Here is a 12,656-nt window from a genome sequence, read left to right on the forward strand (position 1 = left end):
TTGAGAACTCCCTTACTTGCGTTTCGTGTCTTGCTCGTCGATCGAGCCGATGATCAATGCGTCGATCGGCGCCGATCTTTCCGGAAAATAGGCAGCTGCGACCGACCCTTGCGTGATCAGCACCGCCTCGCCCTCGGCACAGCCGAGCGGATCGAAGGCGACCAGCTTCGCCCCGGTTTCCGTCTCGACTTCCAGAAGCGCCCCGGTGGGAAGCGTGCCGATATGCCGGGTAGACCACAGCCTGCCGCTGACGCGTGCCCGTATCATGCCAGTGTCCTTTCGATCCTGATGCCGCGCCGGCGGGCTTCGTCGCCGGCCAGCGGGGTAAGCCGCGCGGATTTCGTGAGGCGCAGGCGGGTTTCACCCTCTGCGATCCCGGCAATATCGCGCTCGGTGATCAGCCCCTTGCGCAGCTCCGGCACCGCAGCCGGAACCGTCGTCACCAGGGCCATGGGCTGCGCCGCCACGGGAATCCGTGCAGCCGCCGGGGCGGGTGCGGGCGCGCTGTAGCCAGGCCCGTCCAGTTCAAAGCGCAGGCGTCCATCCCGCAGGGCGGCGGCAAAGGCCGGGTCCTGGGCGCGGCGCGCGACCGACTGCGCAAAGTCCGTCAGATCGGCGCCCGAGTTGACCCGGACCCGCTCCACCTGCAAGCCACCCAGAAGCTCGGCGCGGATCGCGGCGATCTCCTCGGACAGCAGCTCGCGGACAAGGGCGCGGAGATCGGTCATCCGGTGGCCCCCGCATCGCGCAGGGCGCGTTCCGCCGCGTCACGGGCATTGCGCACGTCGGCCTCGGTCCCGGCCAGGTAAAGCCGGCCGTTCGCACCGATCATCCGCATGTCGATGACCTTGATGTCGGCCTCTTTCTCGGCCTCGTTGCAGGCCAGGATCGCATAGGCCGCCGGCTGGCATTCCAGCAGATAGATGCTTTCCCCGCCCAGGACCATCGAGCCGGTCTTGTTCCGGTTCATCAGGAAGGCGTGCTGGTCGTCGACCCGGGTGACGATCTTCGACGCCATGATCTTGGGCTTTTCCGCCTCGTCCCTGCGCTTTCCCATGGCATGCAGCGCGGCCTCGGCCCCGGCCTGCACCTCGGCCGTGGAATAGGCATGGAACTGCAGCGTGCCGAACTGGCGTTCGACCACCAGAAAGCCCGCCCGCACGTCGGCGCTTTTCAGCACCGTGTCGGTCAGCGCCTCGATGTCGAGGCCGGGCGCGATCTCGATGATCTGGGCCGCCATGCGGGCCCGCGGCAAGGTGCCGCGCATCCAGGTTGCGGTATAGGCCAGGGTCTGCGGCTGCAACTGGTCGATGAAGATGAAAGCGCGAAGATCGGTCACGACTGGCCTCGGGTCAGTTCACGGAGTTCCTGAAGGATGAGCTGGCGCAGCATGTCGCGATCCATCCCGCCGGCCTCGGCTAGGGGGGCCGCTGCCGGGGCGGGCGCCGGACGCGGCGCGGGAGCCTGTCCCTCGAAGGGAGCGCGCACCGCGCCGAAATCGCCCATCTGCACCGAGGCGTCCGAATTCCAGGCCAGCCGCGTCCAGTGCACCAGATGCTGCGGCCCGATGTTCTCGCCCACCGACGAGCGGCCGAAATAGCCGGTGCCGATCATGAAGGACGGCGCGAGATGCGTGGCAAAGCCCGCCGCGCCCTGCGAACAGGGGGCGTTCACCACCACCCGGTAGACCGAAAGTGCGGCGGCGAAATCCATCGCCTTCTGCGGGTCCTCGCAGTGGATCGCCGCCGAATGGCCCGCGCCAGTCATCCGCAGGATCATCTGCGCCATGCCCGTCGCCCGCTCGAAAGTCTCGGCCGTGGCCCAGGCCAGGACCGGGCACAGCTTTTCGCGGGTCAGCGGCTCGTCCAGGCCGACCTGCGCGACCGGAGCGATCAGCACCCTGGTCGAGGGCACGACCCGCAGGCCCGCCTGCTGCGCGATCCAGACCGCGCTTTTTCCCACGGCCGCCGTGTTCAGATGGCCATGCGGGAAGAGCCAGGCCCGCAGCTTGCCGACCTCTGGCTCCGACAGGATATGCGCCCCGGCCGCGCGCAGGCCGCGTTCCAGCCGGTTGGCGTTCTCGGCCAGAGAGATCAGCACGCTTTCGTTGGTGCACAGCACCGAATTGTCGAAGGCCTTGCTGTCGACGATGCGCTGCGCGGCAAGGGTCTGGTCGGCCGTGGGATCGACATAGACCGGCGCATTGCCCGGCCCCACGCCGATCGCCGGGTTGCCCGACGAATAGGCCGCCCGCACCATCGGACCACCACCCGTAGCCAGGATCACCTGCACCTTGGGCGAGGCCATCAGCGCCTGCACCAGCGGAACCGAGGGCTCCTCGATACACTGGATCAACCCCGCCGGGGCCCCCGCCGCTACCGCCGCCGCCTCAAGCCGGGCCGCGGCATGGGCGCAGCAGGCCCTGGCCAACGGATGGGGGCTGAAGATCACCGCATTGCGGCTGAGCAGTGCCAGGATCGCCTTGTAATACAGCGTCGAGACGGGATTGGTCGCCGGAGTCAGCGCCAGGACCACCCCTGCGGGCTTCGGGATCTCCACCATCTTGCGGCCAGCATCGACACGCGGGTTCACCAGATCGGTATTCTCGTAGAAATCTACCAGCGGATGGGCCGAGAGTTCGTTCTTCAGCCGCTTGTGCTCGACCACGCCCATGCCGGTTTCGCGGACCGCCCATTCGGCATATTCCTGCGCCGCCTTGTGAGCCGCCTCGGCCACGGCGCGGGTGACGCGCATGACTGCGGCCCGGTCGAAGCGGGCATAGGACCTGACCGCCCAACCGGCCCGGTCGATCTTCATCCGCGCAGTGGCCTCGGCCCGGTCGGGCACGACAAGGCGTGGCGCGTCCTCGTGAAGCTGCATCTGCATCCCCCTTCTCCCGGATCAGGCGGCCCGCCGCGGGCTGCGCAACAGCGCCCGCACGCGCGGCATGGCCGCTTCCATCCGGTCGACGATTTCCTGACAGGTTGCGACGTCCAGAAGGACGCCCGGCTTGAACTGCAACACCCGCTTGTCGAGCGACGAGAAGATCGCCCAGACCCCGTTTTCATACAGCGCGCGAGACACGGCGACCGCACCCTCGGGGTGGTCGAACTCCAGCCCAAGGATCACCCCGCGCTGGCGGATGCCGACGAAGACATCGCTGTGGGCGGCCATCATCTGGTTCAGGCTGCGGTGGAAGAAATCCGCGACGAAATGGACATTCGAGATGACCTCGGGGCGCTGCAGGATGTCGATGACCTGATGGCCCACCACGCAGCCCAGCTCCGACCCGCCCGAGGTGCTGATATGCGCAGCCCCGTCCTCATGCAGCCAGCCACCACATTTCTCGGTCACGACGCAGGCCGAGATCGGGTAGATCCCGCCGCCCAGGCCCTTGCCGGTGACGAACATGTCCGGCTCCAGCCCATAGGACTGCCAGCCCCACATCATCCCGGTGCGCATCAGCCCGGTCTGCACCTCGTCGGCGATGTAAAGCGTGCCATAGCGGCGGCACAGCTCCTGGCAGGCCTTCAGATAGCCGTCGTTGGGCATCGGGAAGCCGTAGGTGGCCGGGATCGTCTCGATGATGAAGGCCGCCACGTCGCGACCGCGCAGCGCGCGCTCCAGCGCGTCGATGTCGTTGAACGGGACCTGGACGAATTCCTCGGGCCGGTCGGCCAGGAAGATCTTCGAGAAACGGTCGTCGCCGGTCGCCACCGACAGGCCCGAATGGCCATGGTAGCCCTTGATGATCGACACGATCTTGCGGCGTTTTGTGGCATATCGGGCAGTCTTCAGTGCGATTTCCACAGCCTCGGCGCCGCCTGCGCCGAAGATCGCGTATTTCATCCCCGGCGCGGTCTTGACCAGCTTTTCCGCAAAGGCCGCCCGTGCGACCGACGGAAACCAATGGTTGCCCATGTCGAAATAGTCCAGCGCCGACTTCAGCGTGGCGACCAGCTCGGGGTTGCGATGGCCAAAATTGTAAGTCCCGCCATTGAGATGCAGGTCGATCAGCCGGCGACCGGACATGTCGTAAAGGAAGTAGCCCTCGCGCCGGTCGATCACCAGATCGATGCCCGCATCCTGCCAGAACTTGGTCTTGCCGGGGTTCCAGTATTCGATCGCCTTGTCGAGCAGCTCGGCCTTCGAATCGAAGTTGAAGAATCCGTAGTTGAACACGAGCGTACCTCCGTTTGACCGAAGACTGTCATCGTAATGTGTGACTGGCAACACTAAATGTTGGCAATCGGGCAAAAAAATGATTGAAGCCGGCGAACGGCTTCGGCAAAACCTTGGCAGGCGCAGCAGCTCCGGGGGGTCCGCTTGAAACCGACGAGATCGCGCAAGGAAATGCGCCACGCCCGAATCCTGGCGGCGCTGGAGGCCAACCCGACTCTTCGGGTCAACCAGTTGGCAGACCAGCTTGAAGTCTCGACCGAGACCATCCGCCGCGACCTGGCCGAGTTGGACCAGATCGGCCGGCTGAGCCGCACCTATGGCGGCGCGGTCAGCGCAGGCAGCCGATTCGAGCCGGCGCTGACGGAGCGTCTGGCCCTGCATGTGGCGGAACGGCGGGCCATCGCCGAGACGGCCGTGGACCGCTTTGGCGATTCCGAAACGCTGGTTCTGGGCGGCGGGGCAACCATGCTGACCTTTGCCCGAGCCCTGCGCGATACCCAGCAGCGCCGCACTGTCATCACCCCCGCCTACCCCATTGCGGTGGAGCTGTCCGCCAACCCGCTGATCGAGGTCATGCTTCTGCCCGGCATCTTCGAACCGCAGGAACGGGTGGTCTACGGTCCCGAAACGATCCGCGCGCTGGAGCGCTATCGCGCCGAGGTGGCAATCATCGGCGCCTCGGGCCTGGCCGCCGCCGGGATCAGCGAGGCGATGCTGCAGGTCGGCGAGATCTATGGCGCGCTGTTGCGGACGGCGGAACGCGTCGTCGTGCTTGCCGACCATTCCAAGTTCGGCAAGCGCGCCCTGACGCTGCTCAGCAGCTGGAGCAACCGGATCAGCCTTGTGACCGACCGGATGCCCGAAGGCGATCTGTACCTCACGATGCGCGAGGCCGGGGCGCAGATCATCCTGCCCGACAACTCTGGGTCCGACAGCACAGGCCGCTGAACAAAAAAGCCGCCCCCGCTCAGACCGGGGGCGGTTCCTTGGCAGATGCCACGGGATCAGGCCGTCGCGGGAACCGAGCGCCGCACGGCCTCCAGCAGGGCCGGGAACTCCGGGGCGCGCATGATGGCCTGGCACCGGGTGAAACGGTCCATGGCATAGTCCCAGTAGCTCTTGAACTGATAGGCCGGCCGGGGGTTCCTGTTGGCTTCCTGCAGGCAGCCCCACAGCGTCCACAGCAGGAAGGCCAGCGCCTTGTAGCACATGACCCGGCCATATTCGCCGTCGGTCGGCAACCGGCCCAGATAGGCCTCCAGGAACTGGCGGTCCTGCGCCTCGGTAAAGCCGGCCTCGACCGACAGGTCGGCGATGTCCCAGAAGGGATCGTTGTTGCCAGCGAATTCCCAGTCCAGGATATGGGCGCGCGTGCCGGTGTAGACCAGATTTTCGGGCGCCGGATCATTGTGGCAGGGCACAAGCTCCGGCGCCGTGGCACGCAGCGCGCTGCGGATCACCTCGGCCTCTTCCTGGACCTGGGCATAGCCATCGGGCATCCGCGCGTTGCGGGCCGACAGCAGGTCGAGATATTCCTGCGCCACGGTCTTTTCGTTGAAATCGTTGCGCAGCTTCTTGCCGCAGGTGTGCAGCGTGCGAAAGGCCAGGGCCGCCTCGGACACTGCGCGGGGATCGCGCAGGATCTCGGGGTTCATCGGCACCGCGCCCTCGACAAAACGCGTAATCTGCGCGCCGGTCGCCGGATCGTACCAGACCAGCGGTGCGTTCACCCCCAGCGAGGAGGTCAACCGCCCGGCCTCTTCGTCCGCCTTGCGGTCGATGTAATCCTCGGTGCCCGCGCCCGGGATGCGGACCACGAACCGCTGGCCGTTCACCGTGACCAGATAGTTGCGGTTCGTCATCCCGGCCAGCGGTTCGATCCCGATGGTGGACGGGTCGACGGGAGTCTCGAAGATGTGCCGCGAGGCAAGGTCCTGGGCGCGGATCTGGCGATCGCGCTCTTCCGCGTCGGTGTTTAGTCCCTGTTGTGTCATTTTCTTCTCCTTTTTGGCTCAGCCGCGCATCCGCAACCCCTCGGGGTCGTAGAGCGGGCCATCGACGCGGCGCGCGGCAATCCGCTCGCCGTAGACCTCGACCTCAAAGTCCGCATGACCCGCCTCAGCCGCGGGGACATAGCCAAAGACGATCGACTTTCCGACCGTATGGCCGAAGTCGCCCGAGGTGGTGACGCCGAGCACCTTGCCGTCGCGCAGGATGCATTCGCCTCCATGTACGGGGGATTTGACATCCAGCACAAAGGTGCACAGGCGGCGATCCGGGCCACCCGCATCGCGGATCCGTTCCAGCGCGGCGCGGCCGATGAAGTCGCCCTTCTTCCAGGACACCAGCCGGTCCAGCCCGGCATGGAACGGCGTGTAGTCCGGCGAGACATCGCCCGCCCAGACGATAAAGCCCTTCTCCATCCGCAGGCTGTTCAGGCTGCGATAGCCGATGTCGCGGATACCCTGCGGCTGGCCCGCCTCGGACAACACGCGATAGACATGCGCGGCATATTCGGTCGGGACATGCAGCTCATAGCCCAGTTCGCCGGTGAACGACACGCGCATGGCCCGGACCGGCGCGGCGCCCAGCGTCAGGTTGCGCATCTGCCCGTGACGGAAGGCAGCGCCCGACACATCCTCTTCGGCCACGGCGGCCAGCACGTCGCGCGACCTGGGGCCGCACAGGTTGATCACCGCCCAGCCCGAGGTGACGTCGATCGTATGGACCGGCCCGTCCTGCGGCAGGTGCTGCCGGATCCAGCCAAAATCATGCCCACCAAAGGCCGTGCCGGTCACGACATAGAAATGCTCCGCCCCCAGCCGGCAGAGGGTCAGGTCGGCCTCGATCCCACCCGTTTCGTTCAGCATCTGGGTGTAGATCACGCTGCCGACCGGACGGTCCACATTGGCGACCGCCAACCGTTGCAGCGCGGCCAGCGTGCCCGGCCCCATCACCTCCATCTTGGCGAAGGAGGACAGGTCGATCATCGCCACGCCCTCGCGCACGGCGCGGTGTTCCGCGGCGACATGGACATGCCAGTTCGGCCAGTCGAACGAGGGCTTATCCACCGGCTCGACACCCGCCGGGGCAAACCAGTTCGGCCGCTCCCAGCCCGCCCGCGACCCGAAGACCGCGCCCTTTTCCTTCAGCAGCGGATACAGCGGCGAGCTGCGGATGCGGCGGACCGACTCCAGCTCCTCGGTCGGCCATTTCATCTTGTAGTGATGGGCATAGATCTCGACCGCGCGGTCGTACATGAAATACCGCGTGTTGTGGTGGAACGAGAACCGGCGCACGTCCAGCGGCCAGAGCGCATTGGCGGGGCGCCCCTCCAGGATCCATTCCGCCATCACCGCGCCCGCGCCACCGGCGGCGGCGATGCCATATACGAAGCCGGCCGAGACAAAGACGTTGTCCAGTTCGGGCGCCTTGCCCATCACGAAATCGCCGTCCGCCGAAATCGGGATCGCGCCGTTGATCATCTGGCGCACGCCGACCGTACCCACGACCGGGGTGCGCCGGGCCGCATTGACGGCCAGCTGCTCGAACCGTTCGAAATTGTCGGGCAGCAGGCGCATGTCCCATCCGGACGGAATGCCGTTGCGGGCAAAGGCCAGGGTGTCGGGCTCATAGCCGCCGACGACGATGCCGCGGGTCTCCGGCTTCCAGTACAGCAGCAGGTCGGGGTCGCGCACCGTCGGCATGCCCTTCGGCAGGTCGGGGATCGGATCGGTGATCAGGTACTGGTGTTCGACGGCAAAGGCCGGAATCCGGCTGCCCATCATCTTGCCCAGCTCATGCCCCCACATCCCGGCGCAGTTCACCACCGTCTCGCAGGCGACATCGCCCTGCGCGGTGCGCACCTGGGTGATGCGGCGGTTCTCGATGCCAAAGCCGGTGACCTCGCAGCCCTGGATGAAGCGCACGCCCCGCGCCCGGGCACCGGCTGCCAGCGCCTGGCACAGGCTGGCCGGGTCGACATAGCCGTCCGAGGCGATGAAGGTCGCGCCCTCGACCCCGTCCAGCGACATGATGGGAAACATGTCCTGCGCCTCTTTCGGGGTCAGGATGTCCATCTCCATCCCGAAGGACCGCGCCGTGGTGGCCGAGCGGCGGAACTCTTTCATCCGGTCCTTGGACGAGGCGATTCGCAGCGAGCCCACCTGCTTGAAGTCGATGGCCTGCCCGGCTTCCTCTTGCAGGGTGGCGTACAGCGCCACGCTGCGGCGCAGCATCCGTGTGACGTTCTGGGAATTCCGCAGCTGTCCCACCACGCCGGCCGCATGCCAGGTCGCGCCATGCGTCAGCTGGAACTGTTCCAGCACGACCACATCGGTGACGCCCTCCTTTGCCAGATGATAGGCGATGGAGCAGCCGATGATTCCGCCGCCGACGATCACGATTTGCGCTGATTGAGGTAGCATTTCCTGTAGACCTGCCTTGTGAAGATGGGCCCGGGCCGCGCCGCGCGCGGCCTCAGGCATGAGAGTTGGGTTCCTGCGGGGCGATGCGGGCGGCTGCGGCCCGAAACAGCCGGTCGACCAGGATGCCGACCAGCCCAAGGCACAGCCCGGCCACCAGTCCCGATCCGACATCGGCCTTGGTCAGGGCGATATAGACCTTCTGGCCAAGGTCCCGCGTTCCGACCAGGGCGGTGATCACCACCATGGCCAGCGAGAACAGGAAGCATTGGTTGATGCCCAAAAGGATGGTGGGCAGCGCCACCGGCAGTTGCACATGGCGCAGCATCTGCCCCGAAGTGCAGCCCATCACCGTTCCGGCCTCGGTCAGGGCCGGGGGAACCGCCTCGAACGCCGCCATCGTGTAGCGGATCACCGGCGTCACCGCGAAGGCGACGATGGCGATCATGGCCGATACGTCGCCCACCCGTAACAGCATGACGACCGGGATCAGGTAGACAAAGCTGGGCATGGTCTGCAAAAGCTCGACTGCCAGGGTCAGCAGCTTGCCGAAACGCGGCCAGCGATGCCCGGCAATGCCCAGAGGAACGCCGAGCGAGACCGAAAGGATCGCCGCCGTCAGGCACAGGTAGATCGTCGTCATGGTCTCGTCCCACAGGCCGGTGACCAGACAGAAACCGCCGACCCCCAGACCCAGGACCGCCAGCCGCCAGCCACCCAGAACCCAGCCCAGCATCGCCACGATGGTCATCACCCCCAGCCAGGGCGCGCTGGCCAGGGCGATCCGGATCGGGTTCATCAGGTTCATCAGCAGAAAGACCCGGACCGCCTCGATCGTGTCGAAGAAGTTGACGTTCAGCCAGGCGACAAGGCTGTCCATCGTGGACCCCGTGGTGACCTGCCAGCTTTCCGGAAAGGCGCGCAACGGGGCATGGATCTGGCCAAGCAGCGTCGTGCCCAGCAGCGCGCCAAGGACCAGCACCAGCCCCAGGCCCCGCCGCCGGGACATGGCCTGCCCGCGGCTCCAGCCCGAGGCCAGGACACGCCCCTGACGGTCCAGCATGATCGCCAGCACCACGATTGCCGCACCGGCCTCCAGCCCGCGGCCGATGTCCAGCTGGCGCAGCGCCAGCAGCACGTCGAAGCCCAGCCCCCCTGCCCCGATCATCGAGGCGATGATGACCATGTTCAGCGTCATCATCACCGTCTGGTTCAGCCCGACCAGCAGCATCGGCATTGCGGCCGGCAGCAGCACCCGCCACAGCGCCTGTCCCCGTGTGCAGCCCATCATCGCGGCCAGATCGGTGATCGCACCCGGCAGCCGCGACAGGGCCAGCGTCGTGACCCGCGCCATCGGCGGCAGGGCAAAGATCACCGTCGCGATCAGCGCCGAAACCGGGCCAAAGCCGAACAGCACCAGCGTCGGCACCAGATAGGCAAAGGCGGGGACGGTCTGCATCAGGTCCAGCACCGGCGTGACCAGCCAGCGGTCCAGCCGCGGCATCCGCCAGGCAACGATCCCCAGCACGACCCCCGCACCCAGGGCAAAGGGCACCGCGATGACGACCGAGGCGAGCGTCAGCATCGCCGCCGACCACTGGCCGAAGAACAGCAGATAAGCGCATCCCAGCGCCTGCAGCAGCGCCAGCCCGGGGCCGCCGGTCCGCCAACCCGTCCAGACCACCGCCAGCGCAAGGCCGCTCCACGACAGCGGCGGCAGATCCAGTGCGAACCCGCCCAGCGTCAGCGCGCCGCCTTCGGACAGGAGGGCGACGACCAGGGTCATCGGCACTTCGATCGCCGTGGCGAACAGCCGGGTCAGCCAGCTCAGGTTGTCTGTCACCACCGCCGCGCTTTTCGACACGGTCTTCGCGACGGGTAGCTCCCAGGCCTTGGGAAAGCGCGTGGCCCAGGAAAACTGCTGCGCGATCCACAGCGCGGCCACGGCCGCCGGAAGAAGCAACCAGATCGCGCGAGGCCGAAAGCGGGTCATGCCGGCTCTCCGGCCAGGCTTTTGCCGGACACGGCGGCAAGCACGGCATGCAGGTCGATCTCGCCGATCAGAGACCCGTCCTCGCCCTGAACGGCGATGGGCCCGCCCCCGGCGGCCATCAGCGTTTCGGCGGCATCGGACAGGCGGCCTTGACCGGAAACGGCATGGGCATAGTCGCTCCGGCTGGCCGGGCGGGCCGCGGTGGCACAACGGATGACCCGGGTCAGGTCAACGCCGGCGACGAAATTGCGGACATAATCGTCGGCCGGCTGGCGAACGATATCCTCGGGCGTCCCGACCTGACGGAGCCTGCCGTCCTTCATGATCGCCACGCGGTCGCCGACGCGCACCGCTTCGGAGAAGTCGTGGGTGACAAAGACCATCGTCTTGTGCAACCCCGCCTGCAGCCGGATCAGCTCGTCCTGCAACTCGCGCCGGATCAGCGGGTCCAGCGCCGAGAACGGCTCGTCCAGGAACAGCAGACCCGGGCCGACGGCCAGTGCACGGGCCAGGCCGACGCGTTGCTGCTGCCCGCCGGACAACTGGGCCGGCAGGCGATCCGCCATCGCGGCAAGGCCGGTCAGCTCCAGCGCGGTTGCGACCGCATGGTCCCGGCTTTCGGCTTTTTCGCCACGGATCTTCAGCGGCAGGGCGACATTGCCCGCCACCGTCAGATGCGGCAGCAGGCCGAAATGCTGGAACACCATGCCCATGTCATGGCGGCGAACCTCGCGCAGTTCGGCCTGCCCCATGCGGGTCAGGGATCGGCCGTCCAGTTCGACATTGCCGAAGGTCGGTTCGACCAGTTGCGCCAGACAACGCAGCAGCGTCGACTTGCCCGACCCCGACAGGCCCATGACGACGAAGATCTCGCCTTCGCCGATATCCAGACTGACATCGCTCAGCGCGGCAAAGCAGCGGCCGTTGGCGGCGCGGCTTTCCACTTCGTCACGGCTGGCGGCGGGTCGGTCCGCGTTCGGCCCGTATAGCTTCCAGATCTCGCGGCAGGACAATTTGGTCCGGCGCTGCACTGGGGCGGTGGTCTTCGACATATCGGAACTCCTGTCATGCAGGGGCGGCCCGGACCCCAGGGCCCGGGCCGCGTGCCGTCACTGCATCCAGGCCTTCCAGCGCGCCTCATTGGCATCAAGCCATTCGGCAACGACCTTTTCCAAAGGCTCTTTCTCGACATCGACCCTGCGGATCAGCTCGTTGCTTTCCTCGGAAGACAGCTGGAAGTTCCTGATCGCCGTATGCGCCTTCGGCCATTTCTCGGCCAGGCCGGTCCAGGCAGCCTTCCAGATCGGTCCGGTCGGCTTGCCGCAATCGTAGCGCTCTTCCGAATAGCATTCCGGGGTGAAGGGCGGGAACTCGACATACTCGCCCTCATAGACTGCCGGCACCCAGTGCGGCGTATAGATCCACAGGATGATCGGCGCACTGCGCTGGTAGGCGGATTCCAGCTCGGCGAACAGGGCGGCATCCGTTCCGGCGTGGATCACCTCGAAGTCCAGGCCCAAGGCTTCCACCCGTTCTTCGTCGAACCCGCCCCAGGTCACGGGGGCGCCAAGATACCTGCCTTTCGGCGCAGTTTCCGGCGTCGAGAAGGCCGCCACGCAGTCAGGCTCCAGCAGGGCCTCCCAATTCGGCAGGCCGGGACAGGCCTCTTTCATGTACAGCGGATACCACCATTCCTCCTTGGCCTGCATCCCGCTTTCACCCAGGTTCTCGACCTGGCCCGAGGCCACCGCCTCGTTCAGCACATCCGACTGCGTCGTCGCCCAGACCTCCATCGCCACATGCAGATCGCCGGACTTCATGCCCACGAACTGGGCCATGGCATCCGCCTGGACATATTCGACGTTCAGGCCCTCGCGTTTCAGCGCCTCGCCCATGATCTGGGCCGAGATCAGCTGCCCGGTCCAGTCGTTCAGGACGAACTTGATCGGATCGGCGGAATCCTCGGCCAAAGCGGGTATCGTTCCGGCCACGAATGTGCCCAGAAACAGTGCCGACAGTGTGGTCAGTCCTCTCTTCATCGCGATATTCCCTGTTGT

General features: G+C 66.5%; 11 protein-coding genes. 1 reads left to right on the forward strand and 10 read right to left on the reverse strand.

Annotated features, from left to right (window positions below):
- Positions 1-12 precede the first annotated feature (12 nt).
- From N5I32_RS18970 to N5I32_RS18990, 5 genes are read right to left on the reverse strand one after another with little or no spacing between them, the layout of a single operon-like run.
- The gene (locus N5I32_RS18970) at positions 13-267 is read right to left on the reverse strand and encodes a EutN/CcmL family microcompartment protein (RefSeq protein ID WP_197647697.1); all 255 of its coding nucleotides are present in this window, start codon (positions 265-267) and stop codon (positions 13-15) included.
- On the reverse strand, positions 264-728 hold the full coding sequence (locus N5I32_RS18975) for a hypothetical protein (protein ID WP_261497521.1): 465 nt from the start codon (positions 726-728) through the stop codon (positions 264-266). The genes N5I32_RS18970 and N5I32_RS18975 overlap by 4 nt, the downstream gene beginning before the upstream one ends.
- The gene (locus N5I32_RS18980) at positions 725-1,339 is read right to left on the reverse strand and encodes a BMC domain-containing protein (RefSeq protein WP_197647695.1); all 615 of its coding nucleotides are present in this window, start codon (positions 1,337-1,339) and stop codon (positions 725-727) included. The genes N5I32_RS18975 and N5I32_RS18980 overlap by 4 nt, the downstream gene beginning before the upstream one ends.
- On the reverse strand, positions 1,336-2,886 hold the full coding sequence (locus N5I32_RS18985) for an aldehyde dehydrogenase family protein (RefSeq protein WP_261497522.1): 1,551 nt from the start codon (positions 2,884-2,886) through the stop codon (positions 1,336-1,338). The genes N5I32_RS18980 and N5I32_RS18985 overlap by 4 nt, the downstream gene beginning before the upstream one ends.
- Positions 2,887-2,901: 15 nt before the next feature.
- Complete coding sequence (locus N5I32_RS18990) at positions 2,902-4,182, reverse strand: class-III pyridoxal-phosphate-dependent aminotransferase (protein ID WP_197647693.1); 1,281 nt, start codon at positions 4,180-4,182, stop codon at positions 2,902-2,904.
- A gap of 144 nt (positions 4,183-4,326) precedes the next feature.
- On the opposite strand from N5I32_RS18990, the gene N5I32_RS18995 reads away from it, so the two are divergent.
- The gene (locus N5I32_RS18995) at positions 4,327-5,130 is read left to right on the forward strand and encodes a DeoR/GlpR family DNA-binding transcription regulator (protein ID WP_261497523.1); all 804 of its coding nucleotides are present in this window, start codon (positions 4,327-4,329) and stop codon (positions 5,128-5,130) included.
- Between the two features lie 56 nt (positions 5,131-5,186).
- On the opposite strand, the gene N5I32_RS19000 is transcribed toward N5I32_RS18995, so the two are convergent.
- From N5I32_RS19000 to N5I32_RS19020, 5 genes are read right to left on the reverse strand one after another with little or no spacing between them, the layout of a single operon-like run.
- On the reverse strand, positions 5,187-6,176 hold the full coding sequence (locus tag N5I32_RS19000; RefSeq protein WP_261497525.1) for a choline kinase family protein: 990 nt from the start codon (positions 6,174-6,176) through the stop codon (positions 5,187-5,189).
- Between the two features lie 18 nt (positions 6,177-6,194).
- Positions 6,195-8,609, reverse strand: a complete 2,415-nt coding sequence (locus N5I32_RS19005; protein WP_261497526.1) for a GcvT family protein — start codon at positions 8,607-8,609, stop codon at positions 6,195-6,197.
- A gap of 52 nt (positions 8,610-8,661) precedes the next feature.
- Positions 8,662-10,599, reverse strand: a complete 1,938-nt coding sequence (locus N5I32_RS19010) for an ABC transporter permease (RefSeq protein ID WP_261497527.1) — start codon at positions 10,597-10,599, stop codon at positions 8,662-8,664.
- Positions 10,596-11,651 (reverse strand): ATP-binding cassette domain-containing protein, encoded by a 1,056-nt coding sequence (locus N5I32_RS19015; protein WP_261497528.1) that lies wholly within the window; start codon positions 11,649-11,651, stop codon positions 10,596-10,598. Before N5I32_RS19015 ends, N5I32_RS19010 begins: the two co-directional genes overlap by 4 nt.
- Positions 11,652-11,708: 57 nt before the next feature.
- Positions 11,709-12,638 (reverse strand): ABC transporter substrate-binding protein, encoded by a 930-nt coding sequence (locus tag N5I32_RS19020; RefSeq protein ID WP_261497529.1) that lies wholly within the window; start codon positions 12,636-12,638, stop codon positions 11,709-11,711.
- Between the last annotated feature and the right edge of the window lie 18 nt (positions 12,639-12,656).

It is taken from the genome of Albidovulum sediminis, assembly GCF_025380365.1.
Classification (GTDB): Bacteria; Pseudomonadota; Alphaproteobacteria; order Rhodobacterales; family Rhodobacteraceae; genus Albidovulum; species Albidovulum sediminis.

Coding starts and splice junctions, on each gene's coding strand:
- N5I32_RS18970 (WP_197647697.1), bottom strand. CDS start 267: ATGATACGGGCACGCGTCAGCGGCAGGCTGTGGTCTACCCGGCATATC.
- N5I32_RS18975 (WP_261497521.1), bottom strand. CDS start 728: ATGACCGATCTCCGCGCCCTTGTCCGCGAGCTGCTGTCCGAGGAGATC.
- N5I32_RS18985 (WP_261497522.1), bottom strand. CDS start 2,886: ATGCAGATGCAGCTTCACGAGGACGCGCCACGCCTTGTCGTGCCCGAC.
- N5I32_RS19000 (WP_261497525.1), bottom strand. CDS start 6,176: ATGACACAACAGGGACTAAACACCGACGCGGAAGAGCGCGATCGCCAG.
- N5I32_RS19005 (WP_261497526.1), bottom strand. CDS start 8,609: ATGCTACCTCAATCAGCGCAAATCGTGATCGTCGGCGGCGGAATCATC.
- N5I32_RS19010 (WP_261497527.1), bottom strand. CDS start 10,599: ATGACCCGCTTTCGGCCTCGCGCGATCTGGTTGCTTCTTCCGGCGGCC.
- N5I32_RS19015 (WP_261497528.1), bottom strand. CDS start 11,651: ATGTCGAAGACCACCGCCCCAGTGCAGCGCCGGACCAAATTGTCCTGC.
- N5I32_RS19020 (WP_261497529.1), bottom strand. CDS start 12,638: ATGAAGAGAGGACTGACCACACTGTCGGCACTGTTTCTGGGCACATTC.